Source organism: Gordonia bronchialis DSM 43247 (genome assembly GCF_000024785.1).
GTDB classification, from domain to species: domain Bacteria; phylum Actinomycetota; class Actinomycetes; order Mycobacteriales; family Mycobacteriaceae; genus Gordonia; species Gordonia bronchialis.
In genome coordinates this window covers 4,047,779-4,072,708 of record NC_013441.1, presented here as the reverse complement: position 1 = coordinate 4,072,708, position 24,930 = coordinate 4,047,779, and the positions used below count along the sequence as shown (strand labels likewise).

Sequence of the window (24,930 nt, the reverse complement as noted above, 5' to 3'; positions counted from 1 at the left end):
GCGGTCGGGAGGAGCGCGCATGTCGGCACGGGTGTCGGAGCTCGCGGCCGACCGTGCTGCCCGGCGTGAGCTCCGCGACGCCCTCGACGAACTGCACGCCGCGCAGGTGCACGCCGGTGAGCGGTCGCCGGTCCGTCGCAGCATCTGGCTCCTCACGGGTCTTCTCGTCATCGCTGCGATCGCACTCGCCGCCGTTGCGGTCACCGGGTGGGTGCATGCCTCGGATCGCTACACCGACGCCGATTACGAGCGCGCCGCATCCCAGCGGGCGGCGGTGCTGCTCTCGCCCAATCATCGTGATCCCGCGCAGGTCCGGCGCATCCTGGCCGGCGCGACGGGCACCTTCTATGACGAGTTCGCGCAGTCCGCGGACGCCTACACGACGTTCGTCCGTGCGAACGGCACGGTGACCGAGTCGTCGATCGACGGGACCGGGGTGGCGGCCCGCTCGGGCGAGGCGGCGTCGGTCCTCGTCGCGGCGACCGTCACCTTCGATTCCGGGCCGAAACCCGCGGACAGCTCGGATGTGGTGCGCCGCTTCAGATTACGTGTCCTCGTGGAACCCGACGACGGTGTGCTCAAGCTCGGGGCGGTGCAGTACCTGCCGTGACGACCGTTCTCTCCCGCACCCGGGGCCTCGTGCTCGGTCTCGTCGTGCTCATCCTCGTCGCGGTCCTCGCCGTCGGCGTGGCGGCACTCGCCCGGACCGTGAACACCGAGCACGCCATCGCCGCCAACCGTGACCAGCTGCGCTCCCGGGCGGGCCGCATCCTGGCCGACGTCTTCTCCGTCGACGCGCGGCACTGGTCCGCCGACCGCGCCCGGGCGCGCGGCTTGGTCGGTCCGGAGTTCGCCGAAAGCTATGGGGCACAACTCCACCGGGCACCCGCAGCGGGGACCGTGGCGATCGTGTGGCGTCCGGAGGCGGTTGGGCTCGTCGACGTGGCACTCCACTCGGGTGAGGTGTTGATCCGGGTGGCGGTGACCACCAGCGGCACCGCCCGCCCCGAGCCGACGACGATCCGGCAGTCGGTCCTGACCCGGTTCGTGAAGACCGGGGACCGTTGGCTTCTCGACCGGGCGGAGGTGATCGGATGACCACCGACACGTCGAACGCAGAGCGACGTCTCGCGCGGGCGCAGGCGCGCGTCGACGAGGCGACCCGCGTCGCGCGGGCCGCGCGGATCGCTGCCGCCCCGGTGCTTCGTCAGCGGGCCCGCCGTCGCACCCGGACGTTCTGGTGGTCGATGGTCGCGCTCTCGCTGGTGGCGCTGACGCTCGTCGTCGCCACCGTGATCCTGGGGCTGCAGGTCCGGGCTGCGGATACGCGCGGCGAGCAGCGCGCGGCGGTGATCACGGCGGCCGATGCGGCGGTGATCACCATGCTGTCCGCTGATCCGGCCGCCCCGCAGGCCTATGTCGACGCCGTCGTCGCGGTGAGCACCGGCGCGCGCCGCGAGCGCATCGAGTCGATCCGTGAGGCGCTGGCCGCCGAGGTGGCCGCCCAACCCGGACCGAGTGTGGGACAGGTGATCTCGACCGGACTGGTCACCGACCCACCCGACGACGCTGCCGACGGTTCGCGCGTCGAGTTGCTCACCGTCGCCGACGCCACCAATCCGGCTCTACTCGGCGGCACCGCGCCCGCACCGGGACAGGATCGAACCGCCCAGCGGATCACCGTCGCGCTCACGATGGTCAAGACCGGCGACGGCTGGCTCATCGCCGATGCGAGGGCGTTGTGACGAACGCGCGGCGTCGAGGTCGTCAATCCGGCGAGGGGGGGACGGGTTCCCTCGTCGGCGCCCGACGGTTCACCACCCGGCAGCGCCGCCTGCTCACCGTGGCCGCGGCGGTCACCGTCGTCGCGCTCGTGGTGGCCCTGATCGCCGCGATCGGCACCTCCCGCGTCGACGACGGGGTGACCGAGAGCGAGCGGACCACCGTTCTGCGAGCCGCCGAGACCGCGATCACCGCGCTGATGAACTTCGGGCCGGAGACCACCCCCGACGACGCCCGCCGCACCGGCGCACTGCTGGCCGACCCGTTGGCCCTCGATTTCCGCGCACGCGGCTACGACGTAATGGTCGGTGGGGCCATCGCCACCGGTGTGCGGGTGCAATCCCGGGTGGTGGGCGCGGGGCTGCATTCCTATTCGGACGAGCGGGCCCGCGTCCTCGTCTTTCTCGACCAGCAGCTGAGACCGGGCCGTGGCGCCGCGGAGCCCGACGGGGATCTGAGTGGGACGGCCCCTACCGCTCGGTGGGCCGCTATGCGTAAGGTCGACGGGAATTGGCTGCTCGCCGACCTCCAACCGGTCGGCGACATCACCCGCTGACCAGCGTGCCGGACGCACCGTCGTCGGTGGCACCGTGCCGGGCGGGTTCGTCGGAAGAGGAGACAGACGAGTTGAGTGACACAACGGGCGCAGTGGTGATCGTCGGGGCCGGGCTCGGGGCGATCCGGGTCGCCGAGAACCTGCGCACCAATGGTTTTGCCGGATCGATCACGATGATCGGCGCCGAGGGCCACCCGCCCTACGACCGGCCCCCGCTGTCGAAGTCGGTGCTCCTGGGCAAGGACGACCGGGTGGACCTCAAACCGGCAGAGTTCTACGCCGACAACGACATCGAGCTGCGTATCGGCCACCGGGTCACGGCGATCTCCCCGGCCGACAAAACCGTCACCACAGAACGCCTGGACGATCCGGCCCGGCGCGAGACCATCGGCTACGACACCCTGGTGCTGGCAACCGGACTCGCGCCACGACCGTTCCCTGGTGCCGCCGACCTCGGCGGCGTGCACCTGCTGCGCACCTACGACGACGCGGTGGCGCTTCGCGCGGAGATCGACGCGGCCCGGACCGCGGTGGTCATCGGGGCCGGATTCATCGGATGCGAAGTGGCGGCGAGCCTGAGCGCCCGTGGCTTGTCCGTCACGCTCGTCGAGCCGGCCGAGACCCCGCTGGCAGTCGCCCTCGGCACCGAGATCGGCGCGCTGGTGGCGCGCCTGCACGTCGACAACGGCATCGACGTGCGCTCCGGGGTGGGGGTCAGCGAGATCGTCGGGGACACCCGGGTGCGGGCGGTGCGCCTGACCGGCGGAACCGAGGTGTCCGCCGACATCGTGGTGGTCGGGATCGGGTCCACACCGGTCACCGATTACCTCGACGGCTCCGGGATCGAGTCGGCGCCGCGTGAGGCCGGGGGCGGAATCGCCTGCGATGCACGGGGACACACCAGTGCGCCCGATGTGTACGCGCTCGGCGACGTGGCGAACTGGCAGGACGAGGACGGTGTACCGCGCCGGATGGAGCACTGGAACCACACGGTCGAGCAGGCCGCGAGCGTCGCGCAGCAGATCGTCGGCGGTGAGGTTGTCACCGCGTCGGTCCCGTATTTCTGGAGCGACCAGTTCGACCTGAAGATCCAGGTCCTCGGCAGCCCGCGCGCCGGCGACGAAGTACACATCGCCGACGACGACGGCAAGAAGTTCCTCGCCTATTACAGCCGTGACGGCTTCCTGACCGCCGTGATCGGCGCCGGGAAGGTGGGCGCGGTGATGAAGACGCGAGCCAAACTACAGACGAGAACGCCCATCGCCGAGCTCATCTGAGTTCGGATGGATTCGGACGCGCACACCGCGGCCGACGTGATCGCCGCCGCGGCGGCCGAGGCAGATCCGGAGCGCGCCGCCAACTCGGCCCGGTTCTTCCAGACCCAGCCGGGCGGATACGGCGAAGGTGACGAGTTCATCGGCCTGACGGTCCCGGTTCAGCGTCGAATCGCCAAGCGATTCAAGGGGATCGGCTTGGACGCGGTACGCGACCTGCTGGATTCCGGGGTGCACGAGCATCGCCTGATCGGGTTGTTCCTACTGCGCGGCGAGTTCGACCGCGCACGGGATGCCGCCGAGCGCGAGAGCTGGGTGGGCCTCTACCTCGACGCGGTGCGCCGCGGCCGGGTGAACAACTGGGATCTGGTGGACTCGTCGGCCGATCCGATTCTGGGCGAGCACCTGCACCGGCTCGGTGATCACCAACTGCTGCTCGACCATGCCGCCGACCCTGATCTGTGGCGGCGACGGGTCGGGATCATCGGGACCTTCGCCTTCATCAAACATGGTGATGCACAGGCGATTCTCGCGGTGGCGCCACTGGTCGTCGACGACCGGCGAGGCCTCATCCAGAAGGCCTTCGGCTGGATGCTGCGGGAGATGGGTAAACGCGTCGACGCGACTCTGCTGGTCCGGTACCTCGACGACCACGCCGCCGAGATGGGCCGCACCGCATTGAGTTACGCGATCGAGCGACTCTCATCAGAGAGCCGCGCGCACTACCGCTCCCTACGGTGAGACCGCACGGTGCGCGAACCGCCGTATTCAGGCCCGCGCCACCTTGAGCGCCGCGGCGATCATCGGGAACTGGAAGGGGAGCCGGGCAAGGGCGATCACCTTGTAGGGCAACGGTTTGTGCCACCACAGCCGCACCATGTTGATGTTCGCCGGATACACCGCGATGAACAGCGCCGCGGCCAGCCCGGCCGCCGGTTTGCGGGTCGCCGGTGCCAGGAGGCCGGAACCGATGGCGACCTCGGCGACACCCGACGCGTAGGTCAGGGTGCGGGGGTCGGCGGGGATCTCCTCGGGGATGATCTCGTCGAAGGGCTTGGGGACCACGAAATGGAGTATCCCGATGGTGACCAGCATGCCCGCGAGGCCACGGGCGGTCTGTTCGGGGGTGAACCGGTCCAGCCCGCGTCCGGGGCGGATTCGTGTCCGGGGCGGTCCCGACATGGCAGTGTGTCCTCTCGATGTATTCTGCGAAAGCCTCTGCGACAGCTCAGAACTCGATCTTCAGCGAGTCCGAGGTCGGGCGGGCCTGGCAGCCCAGGATGTAACCGTCCTCGATGTCTTCGGGATCGAGCGCTCCTGGATTGTCCATCTCGACCGTACCCTCGGTCAGGGTGCACGCGCAGGAGCCACACTCGCCTTCCTGGCAGGAATACGGGGCGTCGAGTCCGGCGGCGAGCATGATGTCGATCAGGGTGCGTTTACGCGGCCAGCTCAGGGTGTGTGTCTCGCCGTCGAGTTCGACGTCGACGGCGGCCGCCTCCGCCTGATCGTCTTGGGAGAGTTCCTCGAGTTCGACGTCGGCGAACGGGTCACCGGACAGCGAGTTGTACACCTCGGTGTGCACGTTGTGGTGCGGGAATCCGGCGTCGGCGAGGGCTTTGTGCACCGCGTCCATGAACGGGCCGGGACCGCACATGTAGGCGGTGTGGCCGGCGGCGAACGGCCCGAAGAGGGTGGCCAACGCGCGCGCGGTCGGCAACCCCTGCAGGTTCTCCAGCCAATGGATGAGGGTCAGCCGGTCCGCGTGTGCCGCATGGAGTTCGCGGAGTTCGGCGGCAAAGATGACGTCGTCGGAGCTGCGGTTCGCGTAGAAGAAGACGATTTGCGAATCACTGGTCGCCAGAGCGGTTTTGAGGATCGACATGACCGGCGTGACGCCGCTGCCCGCGGCGATGAGCAGCAGCGGCTGATCGAAGGCCTTGGGTGTGAACACACCCGACGGGGGCAGCACCTCCATCTGGGTGCCCGGGGTCAGGTTGTCGCACACCCAGTTGGAACCGTACCCGTCGACGGTGCGCTTGACCGTCACCTTGGGCTGCTTGTCCGTCGCCGGCGCCGACGCCAGCGAGTAGCAGCGCGCGACCGATCCGGTCTGCTCGCTCGGGATGCGCAGCGTGAGGAACTGCCCCGGCTTGTAGGAGGTGAAGGACTCGGCCATCGTGTCCGGGACGTCGAAGACGATGGACTTGGCGTCCGCGGTCTCGTCGATCACCTCGGCCACGGTCAGGATCACACTGCGCGAGCCGTGGGGTGTCAGGTCGGGCATCTCACCATTCTCCACACTCAGGGAAAACTAGAACACGTTCTAATTCGGAGTTTAGCCTACGCGGGCTGGTCACGATAGCGCGGCGACTCCCTGGGCCAGCGTACGTGCGCCCACGGTGATCAGATTCTCCAGGTCGGAGCCCGGATCGGCGAGCCATGCCTCGTAGGCGGCCAGTGCGGTCCCCAGGCAGAGCCAGCCGATGGTCTGCGGCAGGTGATCGTGCTCGTCGAGTCCGAGTCGCGCCGCGCAGAAATCGGCGATGACGTGGCGCCACTCCGCATACATCAGCATCGAATGTGCTTGCAGCGCCGGAACACCCAGGAGCAGTGCCATCCGTCGGCGATGGCTGTCGCGCTCGGTGGGTGGGACCCGGTTGAAGGAGACGAGGGCCATCTGCAATGCGTCGGCGATCGACAGGTCCGACGGGATTCGCGCCAGCAACTCCCGCATCTGCGCGAGATGTCCGTCGAAGTCACCCCAGGGCACGGCGTTCTTGGAGGGGTAGTAGCGAAACAGGGTGCGCCGGGCGATCCCGGCCGCCTCGGCGATGTCGTCGACGCTGGTCTCGTCGAAGCCGCGCTCGGTGAACAGGTCGATGGCGATGGTGCTGATCTGGGCGCGGGAGGTCAGCGGCCGCCGACCGGCCGCACTCTTGCGCCCGGGGGTGGCCGTCGTGCCGTCGTGCCGAAGATCCGTCATTGACGTACCTGTCCGTGTGGGTAGTTTTCGCTGGGGGTGGTTTTCATGCACCGAGTGCCATTATAGTATTCGGTGACCCGCATCACTACAGCACCAACAGGAGGTCCAGATCATGGCAGATCAGTCAGCCACGTCCGCGCAGGAAGCCAAGGTGTCGACGGTTCCGGCCGACGCCGATACCGATCTCGTGGGTGAGTCGCTCGTGGAAGAGGTGTCGATCGACGGGATGTGCGGGGTCTACTGATGTCCGCCCCCACCGCTTCGACGGTGACCGGCGGCCGCGCTGATGCGGCCGCCGGGCACCGGCCGGTCGAGTTCGACACGCTCGACGCCTGGGAACTCAATCCGAAGGTCGCCCTGCGGCCTGAGCCGTTCGGTGCGCTGCTCTACCACTTCGGCACCCGTAAGCTCTCCTTCCTCAAGAACCTGACCGTCGTCGGTATCGTCCAGTCGCTGCGCGAGGCCGACAGCGCCGAGGCCGCGCTGCTCGCCGCCGGCATCACGCCGGCGCAGCGGCCGCTCTACCTGCAGGCGCTCGGCGCGCTCGCCGAGTCCGGCATGATCATCCGCCGCGAGCCGGCCACCCCCGACGCCTGAACCCCATACAGCCGAGCCGCATCCGCACGATCCGGATGTGCACCCCCAGCCACCCAAGAAGGAGTCGTCGCGATGACCACTCTCGAGATGCCGCCCACCGCAACCGAACTCGCAACACGCCCGGTGGCCGAGCCGGCCGGTGATGTACCCAAGGTGGGGCGTCTGGTCGATCAGTTCGAGAAGGGCCTCGACGCCCCCATCTGCCTCACCTGGGAGCTCACCTACGCCTGCAACCTGGCGTGCGTGCACTGCCTCTCGTCGTCGGGTAAGCGTGATCCGCGGGAGCTCTCCACCGAACAGTGCAAGTCGATCATCGACGAGCTGCAACGGATGCAGGTGTTCTACGTCAACATCGGCGGCGGCGAACCCACTGTGCGGCCGGACTTCTGGGAGCTCGTCGATTATGCGACCAGCCACCAGGTCGGGGTGAAGTTCTCCACCAACGGGCTGCGGATCGACAAGAAGGTCGCCGCCCGGCTGGCGGCATCGGACTATGTGGACGTGCAGATCTCGCTCGACGGTGCCACCGCCGAGGTCAACGACGCGGTCCGCGGTCCCGGCTCCTTCGACATGGCGGTGCGCGCCCTGGAGAACCTGCACGAGGCCGGTTTCCGCGACGCCAAGATCAGTGTCGTGATGACCCGGCAGAACGTCGAACAACTCGATGAGTTCAAGGCACTCGCCGATCGGTACAACGCGACGCTGCGGATCACGCGGCTGCGTCCGTCCGGGCGGGGCGCCGATGTGTGGGACGACCTGCATCCGCTGCCCTCTCAGCAGCGCGACCTCTACAACTGGCTTGTGGCACACGGGGATCGGGTGCTGACCGGTGACTCCTTCTTCCATCTGTCCGCCTTCGGCAGCGGCAACGGCGGTGGGCTGCCCGGGCTCAACCTGTGTGGTGCCGGCCGCGTGGTCTGCCTCATCGATCCGGTGGGCGATGTCTATGCGTGCCCGTTCGCGATCCACGAGAACTTCCTCGCCGGCAACATCGTCAGCGGCGGCGGATTCCAGGAGATCTGGCAGAACTCGGATCTGTTCACCGAACTGCGTGAACCGCAGAACGCCGGTGCCTGCACCAAGTGCGCCCACTTCGACGCCTGCCGCGGCGGATGCATGGCGGCGAAGTTCTTCACCGGACTTCCGCTGGCCGGCCCGGACCCCGAGTGCGTGCAGGGTTACGGCGAGGAACTGCTCGCCGGTGAACGCACCAAACCCACTGCCAACAAGGATCATTCGCGCGGGACCCCGCTCACGCTGATGACCCGCAAACCCGACGGGGTGTTGCTGCCGATCGGTGCACCGCCGTCGAAGAGCTGCGACGAGAACCCGCTCGCCGGATTCTCGCCGGCCGGGATCTGACCGACCGGCACCCGACCACCCGCACGGCAGCGCTCACCGGTCCGGACGGACCGGTGAGACATCGCTGCGCACAACAGATATCGGCGCCCGCGCCGGGCCACGAAGGTAGGAACACCAATGGCAAAGATCAACAAGGACGCCATCAAGGCCGCCAATCCATGGGCGCGCAACCCATGGTTCGAGACGGTGGTCGAGGCGCAGCGTCGAGCCCGCAAGCGCCTGCCCAGGTCGGTGTACTCGTCACTGGTCGCGGGCACCCAGGCCGGAATCACGGTCAACGACAACATGAACGCCTACGGGGAACTCGGCTGGGCACCCCACGTGGTGGGTGCGCAACCAGACCGCGAACTATCGACTTCGGTGATGGGACAGGAGATCTCGTTTCCGGTGATGATCTCGCCGACCGGTGTGCAGGCGGTCGATCCCGACGGTGAGGTCGCCGTGGCGCGGGCGGCCGCCGCGCGTGGCACCGCGATGGGATTGTCGAGCTTCGCCAGCCACCCCGTCGAAGAGGTGACCGAGGTCAACGACAAGGTCTTCTTCCAGATCTACTGGCTCGGATCACGCGACGACATCCTGGCCCGGGCAATGCGCGCCAAGGAAGCCGGCGCCAAGGGTCTGATCGTGACCACCGACTGGGTGTTCAACGTCGGCCGCGACTGGGGGAGCCCGGAGATCCCGGAGAAGGTCGACATGCGGGCGCTGCTACGCCTCGGGCCGGAGATCGCCGTCAAACCGCGATACGCGCTCAGCTGGATTCGGGACGGCAAGATCATCATCCCCGATCTGACCGCACCCAACCTGCCGGCCAAGGGTGAGACCGGTCCGACGTTCTTCGGCGCCTACGGCGAGTGGATGAACACGGCACCGCCCACCTGGGAAGACCTGCAGTGGCTCCGTGAGCAGTGGGGCGGGCCGTTCATGGTCAAAGGCATCACCCGCGTGGACGACGCCAAACGGGCCGTCGACATCGGTGCCACCGCGCTGTCGGTCTCCAACCACGGCGGCAACAACCTCGACGGCACCCCGGCCGCCATCCGGTTGTTGCCCGCCATCGCCGACGCGGTGGGCAACGACATCGAGGTCCTGCTCGACGGCGGTATCCGCCGTGGCAGCGACGTCGCCAAGGCGCTGGCCCTCGGTGCGCGCGCGGTGATGATCGGCCGCGCCTACCTGTGGGGCCTGGCCGCCAACGGCCAGACCGGCGTCGAGAACGTCCTCGACCTGCTCCGGATGGGGCTCGACGGCGTGGTGATGGGACTGGGCCACAAGAGCGTTCACGAACTCTCCCGCGACGACCTGTTCATCCCGGCGGACTTCACGCGCAGCTTCGGCGAGTAGTCGCCGAGAAGTGGCTGCTGGGCAGAACTAGAACGTGTTACAGTTCTGCCATGGGACAGTTCGACGGCAAGGTCGTCTACATCACCGGCCTGGCGCGCGGCCAGGGCCGTAATCACGCCATCCGCTTCGCCCGGGAGGGTGCGGCGATCGTCGGCCTCGACATCGCGGGGCCGGCGATCGATCACGCGACCTATCCGTCGGCCACCGCCGACGATCTCACCGAGACGATCGGTCTGGTCGAGGGGGAGGGCGGCAAAATCCTTGCCCGCCAGGGTGATACCCGAGATCTGGCATTCCAGCAGCAACTCGTCGCGGACGCGATCGAGCAGTTCGGCAGGATCGACCACGTGGTCGCCAACGCCGGCGTCCTCACCTGGGGCGCGGTGTGGGAGCTCACCGAGGAGCAGTTCTCCGAGGTCGTCGACATCAACCTGGTGGGTACCTGGAAGACCATCAAGGCCACCGTGCCCCCGATGATCGAGGCGCGCAACGGCGGTTCGATCACCGTGATCAGCTCGGTCGGCGGGCTCAAGGCGATGCCCCTGCAGGCCTCCTACGCCGCGTCGAAGTACGGCGTCCGGGGGCTGGCGCAGACCGCTGCCAAAGAACTGGGCCGCTACCGCATCCGGGTGAACTCAGTGCATCCCTATGCCGTGGACACACCCATGGGTGTCGCCGACACCGAGGCCTTCAAGGCATTCGAAACCCCATGGGCGGCACGATATTTCCCGTCGATGCTGGATTACCATCCGGTGGCCTCGACCGACGAGATCTCCGACGCCGTGCTCTACCTGGCCTCCGACGGGGCCAAGGCGATCACCGGTGCGGAATTCCAGATCGACATGGGTCACTCCAAGGTCTGACCGATCCCCGCGACGGTAACCGCGCCCCCTGAGCCCGGGGGCGGGGCTTTGGTGTCAGTCAGTCGGTCCAGAGGGTCGACGGATCGGTGGCCGCGCGGCTCGGTCCCTCCGGGGTCTCCGGCTGGGTCCGCGAGAAGCGCGGCGCGACCTGCGCCTGCATCACCCCGTCGATCTCCACGAGGTTGGAGCGGGCCGACATGTGTGGGTCCTCGGGTGCCTCGGCGAAGGTGAGGACCGGCGACGTGCAGGCGTCGGTGTCGTCGAAGATCTTGGTCCATTCATCGCGGGTGCGTGATTTGAAGGTCTCGGTGAAGACCTCCTTCAGCTTGCCCCAGTTCGCGATGTCGTTCTGCTCGGGCAGATCGGCACCGGCGAGACCGAGGCCGTTGAGGAGTTCGGCGTAGAACTGCGGTTCGATGGCGCCAACCGCCATGTACTTGCCGTCCGAGGTCTCGTACACCTCGTAGTACGGAGCGCCGGTGTCGAGCATGTTGACGCCGCGCACATCACTCCACAGGCCGGTGCCGCGGAACGCCCACATCATCTGTCCCAGAACGGAAGCGCCGTCGACCATGGCCGCGTCGACGACCTGGCCGCGACCCGAGCTCTGGCGCTCGAGCAGGGCGGCGAGGACGCCCATGACGAGGAACATCGAGCCGCCACCGAAGTCGCCGGCCAGGTTCAGGGGCGGCACCGGGCGGTCGTCCTTGCGGCCGATCGCGTGCAGCATCCCGGTCAGCGAGATGTAGTTGATGTCGTGGCCGGCGAGGTTGGCGCGCGGGCCCTCCTGACCCCAGCCGGTCATCCGCCCGTAGACGAGTCCCGGGTTCACCGATTCGAGATCGTCGGGGCCGAAACCGAGGCGCTCCATGACGCCCGGGCGGAAACCCTCGATGACGACGTCAGCCTTGGCGATCAGTCCGAGGATGGTCTCGCGGTCGGCGGGGTCTTTGAGGTTGGCCTCGACGACGCGGCGACCGCGCAGCAGAGCGTCGGCGTTACGTCCCTCGGCGGGAAGTGACCCGGGACGCTGGACCCGCACCACGTCGGCGCCCAGATCGGCCAGCATCATCGCGGCGTGCGGCCCGGGACCGATGCCGGCGAACTCGATGACGCGGATTGCGCTGAGCGGTCCGTTCTTTCCGCTGTGGTGTGAAGTCGACGTGGTCATGTGGTCCTCCCGATCGAGATCTGCTGCCCGCTGTGTCGGGCGTCACGCGTGTGTCCCAGCATCCCATAACCGATCGAACGCTCGTCAAAGTGGTGGTCGACTGGCCGGGATTGCGGCCCGTCGGTGATATCCACCCGAAGTTTTCGGTCCGACGCGGTTACGCCTCACCGCGCGCATCGCTAGCATGGACCGAATGACAGGTTCGTCGGTGCTGGGGCAGCAGTGCTGGCCAGACCTCGATGGACGATCGGTCACCGTGCTCGTGCCCCTCGGGGCGCTCGAGCAGCACGGTCCGCACCTTCCGCTCGACACCGACACCCGTATCGCGACCGCCGTCGTCGACGGTGTGCGCGGCCACGGCGATGCGACGCTGTACCGCGCACCGGAACTCGCCTACGGGGCCAGCGGCGAGCACGAGGGTTTTCCGGGGACGGTGTCGATCGGTCATGAGGCGCTGTATCAGGTACTGCTGGAATATGGACGAAGCGCCTGCCGCTGGGCCGACCGGTTGGTCTTCGTGAACGGGCACGGCGGCAACGGTCCGACACTGCGGTCGGCGGTCACGCGGTTGCGCTACGAGGGTCGTGACGTGGCGTGGTTCCCGTGCGTCTTCGACGGTGCCCGCGCCGACGCGCACGCCGGATACACCGAAACCTCTGTGCTGCTGTCACTTTCACCGCAGCTGGTACGTCAGGACCGACTCGAGGCCGGCAATCGCGCATCGGTGGCCACCCTGCTGCCCGCCATGCGTGAGGGCGGGGTTGCCGCAGTGAGCGCCAACGGTGTCCTGGGCGACCCGACCACCGCATCCGCCGAGGACGGCACTCGTCTGCTGGCGGCGACGATCGCGCGCTGCGAGGCGGCGCTGGACGCGTGGAACGTGGACGAGCAGGGTCGGCTCGGATGACGGCCCTCGACGAGAAGCCGGCCGATGCGCCGCCGGTGAGCGACGGACTGCCCGACGGCTTCCAGGTGCAGATCGACATGCGCTGCGCACGCGACGGAGACCTCCGCTACCTCGTCGGTGGCTCACCGACGCGTCTGTTGCGGATGTCTGACGCGGCCCTCGGTATGACCTCGGATGACGGACGTATCGCGGTGTGCGACAACGCCACTCGCCGCCTGGCCCGGTCACTGCTGGATGCCGGGATCGCGAATCCGCGGCCGATGTTCGGACCGCAGGCCGACGATGTGACCATCGTCGTGCCGGTCCGTGACAATCAGGCCGGGGTCGATCGGCTCCTTCATGCGGTGCGGGGGATGCGGGTGATCGTCGTCGACGACGGTTCGGCGCGCCCCATCAGCGTCGATGCCCCCGGCGTGACGGTCATCCGTTCGGAGGTCAACCGCGGTCCGTCCGCGGCCCGGAACACGGGAGCGGCCGCCGCGACCACCGAGTTCGTGGCGTTCCTGGACTCCGACGTGGTGCCCAGTGTCGACTGGCTCACCGTGCTGCTGGGCCACTTCTCCGATCCCACCGTCGCGGTCGTGGCGCCGCGCATCGTGGGGCTCAGCTGGACCGTCGCGGCGTCGGAGACGGCGAGCGCTCGAGCAGGACTGGCCGAGCGGTACGAGAACGGCTGGTCGTCGCTGGATATGGGGCCTGAGGAGTCCGCGGTGGTGCCCGCGACCGCCACCCCCTATGTGCCCAGTGCCGCAATGGTGGTGCGGCGCAGCGTGTTCTGTGGATTCGACGAGTCGCTGCGGGTCGCCGAGGACGTGGACGTGTGCTGGCGCATGCACGCGGCCGGCTGGCGGATTCGCTACGACCCGGTTGCCCGCGTCGCCCACGACCACCGCACCGACATGCGTTCGGTGCTGTCGCGTCGCCGCTTCTACGGGACCGGCGCGGCGCACCTTGCGCAACGCCACGGTGATCGCGCTGCTCCGGTGGTCATGTCGATCCCCATGGCCGTCGCGGTGGCCGCGCTCCTGACGCGCACCCGGATCGGCGCGGCGATCGCGATGATCATCCTGAGCGGCGTCGCCATCCGACTGCGCCGCAGACTGGGTGATCTGCCGTCGGCTCCGTTGGTGGCGGCCCAGATGACCGGGCGCGCGGCCGGATTCGGTCTGCTGCAGGCCGCCGGGGCGATCTGTCGCCACTATTGGCCGGTCGCGGTGATCCTCGCGATCTGTTCGGCCCGCTTCCGCAGGCTCGCCATCGAGGTGGCGGTCGCCGAGGGCGTGGTCTCCTGGGTGCGTCAGGTGATCGCCGATCCGGCCACGCCGACGCTCGGTCCGGTGCGCTATCTACTCATGCACCGGCTCGACGACCTGGCCTACGGTACGGGACTGTGGCAGGGCGTCGTCACTGCGCGCGACGTCGGCGCACTGCGGCCGGTGCTGCGGCCATGATCGCCGCGCGGTGACCGCGTCCGCATGACCGCATTCTCATGACCGCCAAGCCGCCGGATCTCTCGTCGGGGGCCGATGTGGTGATCGTCGGCGCGGGGAGCGCTGGATGTGTGTTGGCCGAGCAACTTTCGCGCAATCCGGACCGTTCGGTGCTGGTCCTGGAGCGGGGGCCGGCCGGATGGCCGGCGGCGCAGGACCGCGATGTGCGTCGCCTGCCCGTCGAAGCGGGGGCGCGCCACGCGGTGGCGCACGGCAGCACGAACGGTGGGGGCGTCGTGCGGGGGAGTGGTCTCGGGGGATCGTCGGTGATCAATGGCGGCTACTTCCTGCGCTGGCACCGCGACGACTTCACGCGGTGGCCCAGCGGGTGGGAGATCGACCGGATCGACGCCGCCTACGACGAACTCGATCGCCCCGGCGGCCCGATGGGTGTCGAACCTGTGGGCGACAATGAACTCGGCGATGCCGCAAGTGCTTTCGAGGAGTATTGGGCGGCGTGTATGCCCGTGCGGGATGTCGGGCAGCGGTGGCCGACGATCGGTGTCAACCGGGTCCTGAGCAACCGGTCGGGCGACCTGCGGATGACGGCGGCCGAGGCCTTTGTGCGTCCGGCGTCGGCCAGGCCCAACCTGCGGGTGCTGACCGGGTGCGACGTGGATGAGTTGGTGGTGACCGGCGGTCGCCTTATCACCGGCGTGCGTACCGGAACGGCGGTGACCGGAGCCGGTGAGGTGATCCTGTCGGCCGGCACGCTCGGCACCGCGGGCATTCTGCTTCGGACCGGACTCGAGACGCTCGACGCGTCCGCCGGGCTGGTGGTGTCTGAACACCGAAGCCTGGCGGTGAGCTATCGCCGACGCGGCCCGGTGACGCCCGGGCCGTTGCTCCCCAGTGTTGTGCATACCCCGGGCGCTTTGGAAATACGTTGTTACCGAGATGATTTCGCGTCCTACATCCGCGGACTGGCACCCACCGGGCCGGAGATCGGGATTGCCGCGATGCGCGACGGTGCGGCGCGGTTGACGCTCCGCGGCCGCGACGTCGAGGTGGACTTCGAGCCGGTCGACGCCGCCACCGCGGAGGCTCTCCGCACAACCGCCGGTGAGGTCTCCGAGATGCTGCGCAGCCCCGGATTCGCATCATTCGTCGAGCCTGGGTCCGTCAGTGTCGCAGACGGTTTCGGTATCTCACAGCACGCGTGGGGCAGCATGGGAATGGGGGTGCGCACCGATTGGCTGGGCGGCGTGTACGGCACCAAGGGGCTACGGATCGTCGACGGTTCCATCCTGCCGACCGGGGGCCGCAGCGGGCCGCACGCCACCATCATGATGGTCGCGAGCCGCATTGGCGCCCGACTGGCCGACGGCTGAGACGTATCCTGGCCTCATGGCTACCTCTGACCTCCACGACAGTGACATTCGCGAGTTCCTGGCAACCGGCACCCGGACCGGCCACCTCGGCTTCCTCGCCGCCGATGGCCGGCCTCTCGTCGCTCCGATCTGGTTCGTCCTCGACGGCGACCGGATCGCCTTCAACACCGGCGCGTCGACCGCCAAAGGCCGTGCAGTGCTTCGTGACCCACGCGTCACGCTCTCGGTGGACCTGCCGAGCCCGCCGTACGGCTTCGTGCAGATCCAGGGACGTGCGGTGGTGAGCGAGGACCTCGCCGAGGTGCGTCGGATCGCGACCCTGTGCGGTGGCCGCTACATGGGCGCCGACCGGGCCGACGAGTTCGGCGCCCGCAACGGTGTCCCCGGTGAACTCGTCGTCTGGATAGAACCGGCCAAGGTGATCGCCAGTCTCGACATGACTGCCTGAGATCCGACAACGCGCCCGGGTGACCTTCCCGACTTGAGGCCCGCGGCTGGAGGGGACGGGGGCGGCACAACCAGCAGGAGGGTCGCACGTTTCAACCAGTGGCTCGGCGAACGCCCGCCTCGGTCATCGGACGACCGAACCGTGCGAGCGCGCCCGTGTACGGCTTGGCCGGAGGCGCTGCGAACTCGCCGGAAGCGGTGCCGGTACGCAGATGCATCGCTGCCATCGCCGACAACATCCCGATGCCGGCCGCGACACCGTCGACGACGGGGGCGCCGATCTCGGAACTGATGTGCGCGGCCAGGTCAGCCATTCCCGCGCAGCCGAGGACGATGGCGTCGGATCGATCGGCCAGCAGTGCGTCCCGGCAGGATGTGACGAGGATGTCGGAGGTTGCCGGGTTCGACTCGAGTTCCAGGACGGGCACCTCGCAGGCGTGGATGCCGAGACAACTGCGTCGAAAACCATACCGTTGCACCAGATCGTGCGCGTGCCCGACAGTTCGGCTCAAGGTGGAGACGATCGAGAATCCGCGTCCGAGAGGGGCCGCGAGGTGCATGGCCGCCTCGGCGATACCGAGGACCGGGGCGTCGGCGACCTCGCGTGCGGCTTCGAGTCCGGGGTCGCCGAAACAGGCCACGAGATAGCCGTCCATCCCGGGGTGTCCGTCGATGCAGCGCAGAATCCCCGGGACGGCCAGTGCGTCGTCGTAGTGACTTTCGATGGATGCCGGACCCATCGGGGAGGTGACCGCGACGATCTCGGCGTCGGGTCGTGCCACCGAGCGCGCCGCCGCCGAGATCACCGCCGTCATCGCCGACGTCGTGTTGGGATTGATGACGCAGATCTTCATGACGTGGGCCGGTCATCCCTCGCTGGTGTCATGCCGTGGTCGGATCGGGCTGGGCGACTGCGGTGTCGGTCTTCTCGGCAACAGTGGTGGTGCCGTCGTTCTCCGGTAGGGCAGTACCGTCGGCCGCTACCGCGATGTCGGTGGTCTCGGAGACCTTCGGCACGCCGTAGATGAACTGTGCGGGAACGAATGTCATACCCAGCCAGTAGATCACCGCACCAGCTCCCGCGCCCATGAACCAGGTGAAGCTGGCCTCGTAGGCGGTGCCCCAGATCACGAAGGAGATGGGCAGCATCGAGGCAAGGATGACGCTCGCCACCGCTACCGGGTTCCATCCATTGCGATAGTGGTAGGCGCCGTCCGGTCTTGTGGTGAAGAGATCGTCGACGACGATCTGTTGCTTCTTGACGACGTAGAAATCGATGATCAGGATGCCGAAGAGTGGTCCGATCACCGCGCCGAGCGTATCCATCGTGTAATGGATGGCGCTGGGATTGTTGAACAGGTTCCACGGGGTGATGAGGACCGAGCCGACGGCGGCGATCATCCCGCCGGTACGCCAGGAGATCTTGGTGGGCGCGACATTCGAGAAGTCGAAGGCGGGTGAGACGAAGTTGGCGACAATGTTGATTCCGATGGTCGCGATCGCGAAGGTGAGCACGCCGAGTACGGCGGCGGTGGTGTTGTCGATCTTGTCGACGATGTGCACCGGGTCGGTGATGAACTTGCCGTCGGCATCGCGTCCGATGACGGTGGCGGCGGCAGAAACGGTGCACACCACCAGGATCGAGAAGAACAGGAAATTCACCGGCAGGCCCCAGAAGTTGCCCTTCTTCACCTCACCGAAGGTCTTGCCGTAGCGGGAGAAGTCGCCGAAGTTGAGCATCGGGCCCGAAAAGTAGGACACCACGAGCGCGAATGCACTGATCATCGCGGTGACCGACGCCCAGCCGCTCTTGCCGGTTCCTTCGGACAGATCGAAGTGCACGTTGTCCCAGCCCGCTTTGACGATGAGGTATGCCGCGAGTGCGATCATCACGACATAGACTGCGGGACCGCAGAAGTCGATGAACTTCCGGATGGTGTCCATGCCGTTCCAGAACACGAAGGCCTGCAGGATCCACATGAGGATGAAGCCACCCCAGCCCACCGGAGACAGGCCGAGGAAGAAATGCGATCCGTCCTCACCGAACTGCGCCAGCGACGGCCAGAATTTCAGTGCGAGAAGCCCGAAGGCCACCGACGCCAGATACGTCTGGATGCCGTACCAGACCACCGCGATGAGACCGCGGATGATGGCGGGGATGTTGGCTCCCTTGACCCCGAAGGACACGCGCGTCGTCACGGGGTAGGGCACCCCGGCCTGCTGGGAGGGTTTGGCGACCAGGTTGCACAGCAGGTAGACCGCGACGATGCCGGCGAGGAGCACGATCAGCACCTGCCACGCCGCGATACCGAGCGCGAACAGACTGCCGGCGAACACATACCCGCCCACGCTGTGCACATCCGACATCCAGAAGGCGAAGATGTTGTACCAGGTCCACTTCTGCTCTTTGAGCGGTGCCAGGTCCTCGTTGGTGAGCTGCGGGTCGTAGTCAGCCTTGATGATGCTCTCACCCGCTGCGCTGTGATGCGACGTCGCGGCTGCGGCGTCGAAGGTGGATGCCGACATGGGGTCTCCTCGGGTTCGGGGGTATCGGTACGCCCAGAGGCCATCGGCGGCGAGCGTGCGATGTACACAAGGTAGGAACGTTGTGTTACCCACGAATTACCGGCCAGATATATTTTCGCCGGCCGCAATCGGTGCCATGTGCGGTGTTCCCGAGTTGTCGGTGGCCGGCATTACCCTGTAGGAAGATCGAAACCTGGCTCAGGACAACGGTGTTCGTGGCTCTGTGAGGCGTCGGCCCGTGTCCGGCTTGGTCGACCTCTCGGAGGGGAGTGCCATCGATGGGTCCTGTCGGATGCGACGATGGTGCGCACCGAATTCGGGCGAACAGGATTGTCGGTGCCGTGCCCTATCGTGAGGGCAGTCGGTTGGGACGGGACGCCACAACGACCATCGGGGAAGAGGGCAGCCATGACGGCGAGTTGGCCGGACATTTCATCAGCAACGCTGGGTTGCCTGATACCGGTGCTCTCGTGAACACGCCGGTGTCCGAAGTGCTGCTGTCGCTGGGGCATTGCGAGCGTGGGCAGTCCTACCTGTCCTGGTACACCTATCAGGCTGCTGCCGCGTTGCACACCACGTTGGTGGAGCCGACCGCCGAGGACGACCTCAACGGAATCGACGCCTATGCACAGTGTGCCGCGTATTGCGATCGCTCATGCGATCTCCCATGCTGCGGCAGAAACCCTGTTGAGGGAGGCAGTCGCGTTGCGCGATCGGTTGCCGCAGGTGGCGTTGTGTCTGCGCGACGGGTTGCTCACCAGGCCGAAGGTGTCCACCATCATCACCGGGACGGATCTGTGTGACGGACAGGATTATGCCGCCGAGGTCGATCGCGATATCGCCGCGGCGATCCGCACCCGCGAGGGGGTGTGGTCGCGACGGGCCATTCGTGATCTGACCGATCGCATCGTGTTCCGTCGTGACCCGGCCGCGGTGCGGGAACGGCGTAAACGTGCCCATGACGACCGGGCGCTGTGGGTCGACGACGACGGGGACGGTATGGCTGTCATCGCGGCGTCGATGTCGGCCGAGGACGCCGCGATCGCGCAGGCAACCGTCCGGGCGCTGGCCGATGCGGTCTGTACGGAGGATCCGCGAACCAAGCGGGCGCGCGGTTCGGACGCGGCGTTCGCGTTGCTGTCCGGTACCCGGTTCGAATGTCTCTGCGGCCGTGGCGATTGTGATGCCGAAATCCCCGAGACCGGCACACTTCCGCCGCAGTATGCGCGCATCGTGCTGCACGTCGTCTGCGACGAGGCGACGCTGATCGATCCCGAGGACACCACACCCGGTTACCTGGACGGTTACGGCGTGGTCTCCGCCGACCATGTCCGGGACCTGGCCGAGCGTCCCGATACTCTGATCCGACCGATCAACCCACAACCGGCCACCGTGCCCCCTGCCAAGGATGAGTCGGACCCCGACCAGCCGCGCGCGGACGATCCGGACCCGGACGAGCGGGGCACGGACCAGCCGGTCAGCGATCAGCCGGTCAGCGATGACGCGACCGACATCAAGTACTGCGCGGAGTCGGCTGCCGACGATGCCGTTGAAGACCGCGACGGTTACCTCGAGCCCATCGAACCCGCGCGGACGAATCTGATTCCAGCACAGGCAAACCCGCATCTCCGGAACCGGCACCGCAAGCCCCACCACCACCATCACCATCACCGAACCGTCGTTCAGGTCTGGCACCGCACCTGGAATCGGATCCCTACCGGCCCAGCACCGCGCTGACCGTATACGTGCACTCCCGCGACGGCATGTGCACCGTACCCGGGTGCACCCGGTCGGCCTGGTTGTGCGACCTCGACCATGTCTGCGAGTACAACCACGACGATCCTGCCGGCGGCGGCCAGACCGAGCCGTCCGGAATCGCCGACAAGTGCCGCTTCCATCATCTGCTCAAGACGTTCACCGATTTCCTCGACGACATGACGATCGGGCCCGACGGTCGCCCGCACACCACCTTCACCACTCCTGACGGCCTCGTGCTGCCGGGCCGCGCCGACTCGGTCGTCGACGTCATCCCTGCCCTCGGCACCATCCGCTTCCGACCCGCCGACACCAGCTCACGGGTCGGGAAACCACGCGTCATCGTCGGTCCCGGCACCCCACTGCCATCACGTCGTACTCCACGAACCGCGGCCAAACACGCACGCCGACAGCAGGAACGCATGCGCAACCGCCGCCGCAACAGCGCCGGCCCCGCACCTCCCTACTGATGGTGGGAGGGTTTTCGCACCGCGTCACTGAGCTCAGGCAGCCGTCCTGACCGATCGCGCCTTCAGTCGTGCGTGGTGGTTCTGTGCCGTACGAAGCACCCGGTTGGATGCCCGGCGGATCACGACCTCACCTGCTCCATCGGACGGGCAGCGCCGGGTGCGCGACCGAACGGCTCGGGTGGCGCCGGATCCAGTCGGCGACGGCAGCGGTGAGACGTTGTTGATTGGCCCGCTTCACGATCTCGTGGCCCTCGTCGTCGAACATCAACATCTCGGCCGTCGCACCGAGTGCCCGCAGCTCGTTGACGATCTGTTGCGATTCGCTGACCGGGACGTTGGTGTCGTGGGCGCCGTGGATGACCAGCAGCGGTGCGCGGACCTCGGAGATGCGGTGAATGGGGGAGAGGTCTGCGAGGAGTTCCCGATCCGATTCGGGGTGACCGTATTTGGTGTAGGCGGCCACCGCGATCCACGGCTCGGTGTTGCGGAAGAAGGACTCCAGGTCGCTCATGCCGCAAATGGCGATGCCGGCGGCGAATACCTCGGGATGGAAGGTCAGACAGGCCAGGGTGAGGTAGCCGCCGTAGGACCGGCCACCGCAGTAGACCGAGTCAGGACTCGCGATGTTGTTGTCGCACACGAACTGTGCGCAGTCGGCGGCGTCGTCGATCCCGGCGTAGCGGCCATACCGGTCGTCGGCGTGGGAGAACAACCGGCCCGAGCCGGACGATCCGCGGACATTCGGCGCGAAGACGGTGATCCCGGCGTCGACGAGGGGGCCGAACAAGAACTGGTAGTCGGGGCGGGTCTCACCCTCCGGGCCGCCGTGGAAGTAGATCAGGCAGGGGGGCGGCGTCTCGTCCTCGTCCGGGCTGCGGTGCCGATTGGCGCGATACAGCCACCCGGACAAGGGCATCCCGTCGCGCGCGGAGAACTCGACGCGTTCGGGCCGGAGCGAGGTGGATGGACCGCCGCTGATCACGACGTCGTCGCTGACGGCGGTCACTTCGCCGGTCGCGGTGTTCACCAGATGCACCAGCGGCGAGTGCTGCGGACTCGACACGGTCAGCGCCACCAGGGTTCCCGCCGCGCTGATCGACAGGTGATGGCCGACCTCTCCGGGCAGTGGAATGGGGTCGTGCAGTGTCTGGTCGGGCAGAGTGAGTATTTGTAACTCGCTGCGGCCCCGAACATTCCACAGCATGGCGACGGTCGACTGATTGTTGGACACGGCGAACTCGTCGAGTCCCGCGTCGGGCCGCTCGGCCAAGACGCGGAACCGTTTGCCCTCCACCCCGACCTCCACGCCGAGCAGACGCGGATACTTGGCGTCGAAGTCGCTGATCACCAAGGCCTGCACGGAATCGAGATCGCGCTGGTGATCCTGCGGCGGACCGAGGAAGACCAGCGACGGATGGTCGTAACCCTGATCGAGGATGTAGCCGGCATCGGTCACCGAGCCGGGATCGTTGGGCAGCAGCGGGGTCATGGTGGCCGCGTCGGAGTCGGGATCGTCGATGGGGCGGCGGATGAGCAGCATGTCCTGATAGCCGCGTGGTCCGACGCGCAGCAGGGTGGCACCCTTCCACGAGTCGATGAGGGCACCGCCGACCCGCACATCGAGAGTCATCACGCTGCCGGTTCCCGGGTGCACGCGCAGGGCATGTGCGGTGCCGTCGGGTTCGGTGGCGGTGATGAGCACCCAGTCGGTGTCCCAGCCGACGAGGGAGACCGTCCCGAAGGAGCGTCCGGTGCCTGAAGGTGCCCGGGAGGAACGGTTGGGGTCGGAGTCGGTCCGTACCGCGCCCACCCGGTGGGCGATGTCATCGTCGGGGCTGGTGGTGACCACCCAGACCTGGTGGTGCTCACCGCCGCCCGGCGCGATCTCCACCGCCAGCCACCGGCCATCGGTGGAGTGCACCAGTTTGCGGACCGGGCCGCTCGCGGGGATGCGGACCCAGCGCAGTTCGCCGACACCGTCCCGCGAGAGGGAACGCTGAGCGGCCCGTGGATATCCGGTGCCGTCGTCGACGATGTAGGCAAAGGCACTGCCGTCCGGCGAGACCGACGGCTCGTAAGTGTGCCAGCTCCGCTCGTCGAATCGGACCGGGGCGCGCCGAACGCCGTCGTCGGCGCCCGGGTCGCGATCGGGGTCGGTGGCCAGGGTCATCTGCGCGACGACTCCATGGTCTGCAGCCACATCTCCAGGAGGGCGACCTGCCAGAGTTCGTTGCCGCCCAACGGGGTTCGGTATCCATTGGGGTCGGCAAAGAGACGGTCGAGGGCGGCCCCCCGATAGAGACCGCGGTCGCGCGCGGACTGCGAGTTCAACGTATCGGCAACCAGATCGAAGACGCCACCCTCGAGGTGGCGGATGCCGGGCACCGGGAAGTAGCCCTTGGTGCGGTCGATCACCGCCGACGGCAGCAGCTTTCGGCTGGCCTCCTTGAGCACACCCTTGCCGCCGTGGGCGAGTTTCAGGTCGGGTGGGCAGGTGGCCGCGAGTTCGACGAATTCGTGGTCCAGGAACGGAACTCGCGCCTCGAGCCCCCACGCCATCGTCATGGTGTCCACGCGTTTGACCGGGTCGTCGACCAACATGATGGTGGTGTCGAGGCGCAGGGCGGCGTCGACGGCGGTGTCGGCGCCGGGCGCCGCGTTGTGGGCGCGCACGAATTCCCAGCTCGGATCGTAGTCGGAGTCGCTGAGCAGGTAGGCGTCGTCGAGCAGAGCGCCGATCTCGGCGTGCGTGCGATCGAAGAACACATTCGCGTACGCCTTGGTGGTCTCCTCCCGCGGAGTGTTGCGCAACGGCGGATACCAGCTGTACCCGCCGAGGATCTCGTCGGCGCCCTGCCCGGACTGGACCACCTTGATGGACTTGCTGACTTCCTCGGAGAGCAGATAGAAGGCGACACAGTCGTGGCTCACCATCGGCTCACTCATGGCGGCGATGGCGTCGGGAACCGCGGGCAGGAGGCGCTCGGTGCCGATGTGGATCTTGTGGTGGTCGGTGCCGAAGGTGTCGGCGATGATGTCGGAGTAGGCGTACTCGTCGCCGGATTCGCCTCCCACGGAATCGAATCCGATGCTGAAGGTGGCCAGATCGGTCTGCCCCTGCTCGGCGAGTAACGCCACCACCAACGACGAGTCGATGCCGCCGGAGAGCAGAACACCCACCGGGACGTCGGCGACCATGCGGCGGCGGACCGAGGTGCGCAGCGAATCCACCAGCTCGTGCTGCCAGCGCCGCTCATCCCAGTCCGCCCGATCCGGATGGGGCTCGAACGACGGTGTCCAATAACGGAATTCGGTGGATCGGCCATCGGGTGTGATGGTGCGGACGGTGCCCGGGGGCAGTTTGCGGACACCGTTGTAGATGGTGTGCGGCGCCGGTACCACGGCATGGAAGCTGAAGTAGTGGTGCAGGGCGACGCGGTCGATGCTGGTGTCGACCTCACCGGCGCGCAGCAACGCCTGCAACGACGACGCGAACCGCAATCGGCCCGGACGCTCGGCCAGATAGAGCGGTTTGATCCCGAGACGATCACGCGCCAGGGTCACGGTGCCTGTGTCGGTCTCGACGACGGCGAAGGCGAACATCCCGAGCAGATGATCCACACAATGGGCTCCCCACGCATGAAAGGCCTTGAGGATCACCTCGCTGTCGGCATGCGAGAAGAAGCGGTAACCCTTGCCCTCGAGCTCGGCACGCAGTTCGCGGTGGTTGTAGATGCAGCCGTTGAAGACCAGTGCGAGTCCCAACTCGGGGTCGACCATCGGCTGGCTGCCGCGCTCGGACAGGTCGATGATCTTGAGGCGCCGATGTCCCAGGGCGACCGGCCCCTTGGCGAACACGCCATTGGCGTCGGGCCCGCGGCGCGTCATCGAGCAGGTCATGTCGTCCACCGCGGCGACATCGGCCGCGCTGCCGTCGAAGCGGATCTCTCCGCAGATTCCGCACATGACGCACAGCCTTTCTCTTCGGCACTCGCTCGGCGAGGGGTTTCGATCCACCCTAGGAGGTTCTCCGCGGCCAGGCAGGCCGAGTCGGGTTCGATCAGGTGCAGCG

Annotated in this window: 25 protein-coding genes; 17 read left to right on the top strand and 8 right to left on the bottom strand. The window is 67.6% G+C overall.

Annotated elements, in window-relative coordinates; translation table 11 throughout:
- The first annotated feature begins 19 nt into the window (after window positions 1–19).
- From GBRO_RS18830 to GBRO_RS18805, 6 genes are all read left to right on the top strand, one after another.
- Entirely contained in the window at window positions 20–610 is a 591-nt protein-coding gene (locus tag GBRO_RS18830) for a hypothetical protein (RefSeq protein ID WP_012835472.1), read from the top strand.
- On the top strand, window positions 607–1,098 hold the full coding sequence (locus GBRO_RS18825; protein ID WP_012835471.1) for a hypothetical protein: 492 nt from the start codon (window positions 607–609) through the stop codon (window positions 1,096–1,098). The genes GBRO_RS18830 and GBRO_RS18825 overlap by 4 nt, the downstream gene beginning before the upstream one ends.
- Window positions 1,095–1,745 carry a hypothetical protein gene (locus GBRO_RS18820; RefSeq protein ID WP_012835470.1) on the top strand — a complete coding sequence of 217 codons (651 nt, stop codon included), beginning with the start codon at window positions 1,095–1,097 and terminating at the stop codon, window positions 1,743–1,745. Before GBRO_RS18825 ends, GBRO_RS18820 begins: the two co-directional genes overlap by 4 nt.
- Window positions 1,742–2,338, top strand: coding sequence for a hypothetical protein (locus GBRO_RS18815; protein WP_012835469.1), 597 nt, complete (start codon window positions 1,742–1,744; stop codon window positions 2,336–2,338). Before GBRO_RS18820 ends, GBRO_RS18815 begins: the two co-directional genes overlap by 4 nt.
- Before the next feature lie 71 nt (window positions 2,339–2,409).
- Entirely contained in the window at window positions 2,410–3,615 is a 1,206-nt protein-coding gene (locus tag GBRO_RS18810; RefSeq protein ID WP_012835468.1) for an NAD(P)/FAD-dependent oxidoreductase, read from the top strand.
- Window positions 3,616–3,621: 6 nt separating this feature from the next.
- Window positions 3,622–4,353, top strand: coding sequence for a DNA alkylation repair protein (locus GBRO_RS18805; RefSeq protein ID WP_012835467.1), 732 nt, complete (start codon window positions 3,622–3,624; stop codon window positions 4,351–4,353).
- A gap of 27 nt (window positions 4,354–4,380) precedes the next feature.
- Here the strand turns inward: GBRO_RS18805 and GBRO_RS18800 are convergent, their stop codons facing one another.
- The 3 genes from GBRO_RS18800 to mftR form a co-directional block, all read right to left on the bottom strand.
- A complete protein-coding gene (locus tag GBRO_RS18800) occupies window positions 4,381–4,794 on the bottom strand; it encodes a DoxX family protein (protein WP_012835466.1) in 414 nt (137 codons plus the stop codon).
- A 46-nt stretch (window positions 4,795–4,840) separates the two neighbouring features.
- Complete coding sequence (locus tag GBRO_RS18795; RefSeq protein ID WP_012835465.1) at window positions 4,841–5,899, bottom strand: ferredoxin--NADP reductase; 1,059 nt, start codon at window positions 5,897–5,899, stop codon at window positions 4,841–4,843.
- A gap of 69 nt (window positions 5,900–5,968) precedes the next feature.
- Window positions 5,969–6,598, bottom strand: coding sequence for a mycofactocin system transcriptional regulator (mftR, locus tag GBRO_RS18790; protein ID WP_012835464.1), 630 nt, complete (start codon window positions 6,596–6,598; stop codon window positions 5,969–5,971).
- 151 nt (window positions 6,599–6,749) lie between these two features.
- Between mftR and mftA the strand changes: the two genes are divergently transcribed.
- The 5 genes from mftA to GBRO_RS18770 all read left to right on the top strand — a co-directional run bounded on the left by mftA (window position 6,750) and on the right by GBRO_RS18770 (window position 10,761).
- Window positions 6,750–6,842 (top strand): mycofactocin precursor MftA, encoded by a 93-nt coding sequence (gene mftA / locus GBRO_RS25445; RefSeq protein WP_227892972.1) that lies wholly within the window; start codon window positions 6,750–6,752, stop codon window positions 6,840–6,842.
- The gene (gene mftB, locus GBRO_RS18785) at window positions 6,842–7,195 is read left to right on the top strand and encodes a mycofactocin biosynthesis chaperone MftB (protein WP_012835462.1); all 354 of its coding nucleotides are present in this window, start codon (window positions 6,842–6,844) and stop codon (window positions 7,193–7,195) included. Before mftA ends, mftB begins: the two co-directional genes overlap by 1 nt.
- Before the next feature lie 72 nt (window positions 7,196–7,267).
- Window positions 7,268–8,557: a mycofactocin radical SAM maturase gene (gene mftC / locus GBRO_RS18780; protein ID WP_012835461.1), complete on the top strand. Its 1,290-nt coding sequence runs from the start codon at window positions 7,268–7,270 to the stop codon at window positions 8,555–8,557.
- Window positions 8,558–8,674: 117 nt separating this feature from the next.
- Entirely contained in the window at window positions 8,675–9,898 is a 1,224-nt protein-coding gene (mftD, locus tag GBRO_RS18775) for a pre-mycofactocin synthase MftD (protein WP_012835460.1), read from the top strand.
- A 50-nt stretch (window positions 9,899–9,948) separates the two neighbouring features.
- Window positions 9,949–10,761: a mycofactocin-coupled SDR family oxidoreductase gene (locus GBRO_RS18770; protein WP_012835459.1), complete on the top strand. Its 813-nt coding sequence runs from the start codon at window positions 9,949–9,951 to the stop codon at window positions 10,759–10,761.
- A gap of 58 nt (window positions 10,762–10,819) precedes the next feature.
- On the opposite strand, the gene GBRO_RS18765 is transcribed toward GBRO_RS18770, so the two are convergent.
- Window positions 10,820–11,932, bottom strand: a complete 1,113-nt coding sequence (locus tag GBRO_RS18765; RefSeq protein ID WP_012835458.1) for a CaiB/BaiF CoA transferase family protein — start codon at window positions 11,930–11,932, stop codon at window positions 10,820–10,822.
- A gap of 193 nt (window positions 11,933–12,125) precedes the next feature.
- Here GBRO_RS18765 and mftE point away from each other — a divergent pair, with 193 nt between their 5' ends.
- The 4 genes from mftE to GBRO_RS18745 are packed head-to-tail and all read left to right on the top strand — an operon-like array spanning window position 12,126 to window position 16,108.
- Window positions 12,126–12,839 carry a mycofactocin biosynthesis peptidyl-dipeptidase MftE gene (gene mftE, locus GBRO_RS18760; protein ID WP_012835457.1) on the top strand — a complete coding sequence of 238 codons (714 nt, stop codon included), beginning with the start codon at window positions 12,126–12,128 and terminating at the stop codon, window positions 12,837–12,839.
- Entirely contained in the window at window positions 12,836–14,290 is a 1,455-nt protein-coding gene (mftF, locus tag GBRO_RS18755; protein WP_012835456.1) for a mycofactocin biosynthesis glycosyltransferase MftF, read from the top strand. The genes mftE and mftF overlap by 4 nt, the downstream gene beginning before the upstream one ends.
- 38 nt (window positions 14,291–14,328) lie before the next feature.
- Window positions 14,329–15,660 carry a mycofactocin system GMC family oxidoreductase MftG gene (gene mftG / locus GBRO_RS18750; RefSeq protein ID WP_012835455.1) on the top strand — a complete coding sequence of 444 codons (1,332 nt, stop codon included), beginning with the start codon at window positions 14,329–14,331 and terminating at the stop codon, window positions 15,658–15,660.
- 16 nt (window positions 15,661–15,676) lie between these two features.
- A complete protein-coding gene (locus tag GBRO_RS18745) occupies window positions 15,677–16,108 on the top strand; it encodes a PPOX class F420-dependent oxidoreductase (RefSeq protein WP_012835454.1) in 432 nt (143 codons plus the stop codon).
- A gap of 91 nt (window positions 16,109–16,199) precedes the next feature.
- On the opposite strand, the gene GBRO_RS18740 is transcribed toward GBRO_RS18745, so the two are convergent.
- Together GBRO_RS18740 and GBRO_RS18735 are read right to left on the bottom strand one after the other, a co-directional pair.
- Complete coding sequence (locus GBRO_RS18740) at window positions 16,200–16,961, bottom strand: aspartate/glutamate racemase family protein (protein WP_012835453.1); 762 nt, start codon at window positions 16,959–16,961, stop codon at window positions 16,200–16,202.
- 28 nt (window positions 16,962–16,989) lie between these two features.
- Window positions 16,990–18,633, bottom strand: a complete 1,644-nt coding sequence (locus GBRO_RS18735) for an NCS1 family nucleobase:cation symporter-1 (protein ID WP_012835452.1) — start codon at window positions 18,631–18,633, stop codon at window positions 16,990–16,992.
- Window positions 18,634–19,320: 687 nt separating this feature from the next.
- Here GBRO_RS18735 and GBRO_RS18730 point away from each other — a divergent pair.
- The gene (locus GBRO_RS18730; RefSeq protein ID WP_231140545.1) at window positions 19,321–20,370 is read left to right on the top strand and encodes a DUF222 domain-containing protein; all 1,050 of its coding nucleotides are present in this window, start codon (window positions 19,321–19,323) and stop codon (window positions 20,368–20,370) included.
- A gap of 26 nt (window positions 20,371–20,396) precedes the next feature.
- On the top strand, window positions 20,397–20,858 hold the full coding sequence (locus GBRO_RS18725) for a hypothetical protein (protein ID WP_052298299.1): 462 nt from the start codon (window positions 20,397–20,399) through the stop codon (window positions 20,856–20,858).
- A gap of 127 nt (window positions 20,859–20,985) precedes the next feature.
- Here the strand turns inward: GBRO_RS18725 and GBRO_RS18720 are convergent, their stop codons facing one another.
- The gene (locus GBRO_RS18720) at window positions 20,986–23,028 is read right to left on the bottom strand and encodes an alpha/beta hydrolase family protein (RefSeq protein ID WP_012835451.1); all 2,043 of its coding nucleotides are present in this window, start codon (window positions 23,026–23,028) and stop codon (window positions 20,986–20,988) included.
- Complete coding sequence (locus tag GBRO_RS18715; protein ID WP_012835450.1) at window positions 23,025–24,824, bottom strand: N-acetylglutaminylglutamine amidotransferase; 1,800 nt, start codon at window positions 24,822–24,824, stop codon at window positions 23,025–23,027. The genes GBRO_RS18720 and GBRO_RS18715 overlap by 4 nt, the downstream gene beginning before the upstream one ends.
- Between the last annotated feature and the right edge of the window lie 106 nt (window positions 24,825–24,930).

Excerpts from the sequence above, each read along its gene's own strand:
- GBRO_RS18725 (WP_052298299.1), top strand. The coding sequence starts at position 20,397 with ATGTGCACCGTACCCGGGTGCACCCGGTCGGCCTGGTTGTGCGACCTC.
- mftE (WP_012835457.1), top strand. The coding sequence starts at position 12,126 with ATGACAGGTTCGTCGGTGCTGGGGCAGCAGTGCTGGCCAGACCTCGAT.
- GBRO_RS18830 (WP_012835472.1), top strand. The coding sequence starts at position 20 with ATGTCGGCACGGGTGTCGGAGCTCGCGGCCGACCGTGCTGCCCGGCGT.
- GBRO_RS18805 (WP_012835467.1), top strand. The coding sequence starts at position 3,622 with ATGGATTCGGACGCGCACACCGCGGCCGACGTGATCGCCGCCGCGGCG.
- mftC (WP_012835461.1), top strand. The coding sequence starts at position 7,268 with ATGACCACTCTCGAGATGCCGCCCACCGCAACCGAACTCGCAACACGC.
- GBRO_RS18715 (WP_012835450.1), bottom strand. The coding sequence starts at position 24,824 with ATGTGCGGAATCTGCGGAGAGATCCGCTTCGACGGCAGCGCGGCCGAT.
- mftB (WP_012835462.1), top strand. The coding sequence starts at position 6,842 with ATGTCCGCCCCCACCGCTTCGACGGTGACCGGCGGCCGCGCTGATGCG.
- GBRO_RS18720 (WP_012835451.1), bottom strand. The coding sequence starts at position 23,028 with ATGACCCTGGCCACCGACCCCGATCGCGACCCGGGCGCCGACGACGGC.
- GBRO_RS18820 (WP_012835470.1), top strand. The coding sequence starts at position 1,095 with ATGACCACCGACACGTCGAACGCAGAGCGACGTCTCGCGCGGGCGCAG.
- GBRO_RS18765 (WP_012835458.1), bottom strand. The coding sequence starts at position 11,932 with ATGACCACGTCGACTTCACACCACAGCGGAAAGAACGGACCGCTCAGC.
- GBRO_RS18740 (WP_012835453.1), bottom strand. The coding sequence starts at position 16,961 with ATGAAGATCTGCGTCATCAATCCCAACACGACGTCGGCGATGACGGCG.
- GBRO_RS18795 (WP_012835465.1), bottom strand. The coding sequence starts at position 5,899 with ATGCCCGACCTGACACCCCACGGCTCGCGCAGTGTGATCCTGACCGTG.
- GBRO_RS18745 (WP_012835454.1), top strand. The coding sequence starts at position 15,677 with ATGGCTACCTCTGACCTCCACGACAGTGACATTCGCGAGTTCCTGGCA.
- GBRO_RS18800 (WP_012835466.1), bottom strand. The coding sequence starts at position 4,794 with ATGTCGGGACCGCCCCGGACACGAATCCGCCCCGGACGCGGGCTGGAC.
- GBRO_RS18770 (WP_012835459.1), top strand. The coding sequence starts at position 9,949 with ATGGGACAGTTCGACGGCAAGGTCGTCTACATCACCGGCCTGGCGCGC.
- mftF (WP_012835456.1), top strand. The coding sequence starts at position 12,836 with ATGACGGCCCTCGACGAGAAGCCGGCCGATGCGCCGCCGGTGAGCGAC.
- GBRO_RS18735 (WP_012835452.1), bottom strand. The coding sequence starts at position 18,633 with ATGTCGGCATCCACCTTCGACGCCGCAGCCGCGACGTCGCATCACAGC.
- mftG (WP_012835455.1), top strand. The coding sequence starts at position 14,329 with ATGACCGCCAAGCCGCCGGATCTCTCGTCGGGGGCCGATGTGGTGATC.
- mftD (WP_012835460.1), top strand. The coding sequence starts at position 8,675 with ATGGCAAAGATCAACAAGGACGCCATCAAGGCCGCCAATCCATGGGCG.
- mftR (WP_012835464.1), bottom strand. The coding sequence starts at position 6,598 with ATGACGGATCTTCGGCACGACGGCACGACGGCCACCCCCGGGCGCAAG.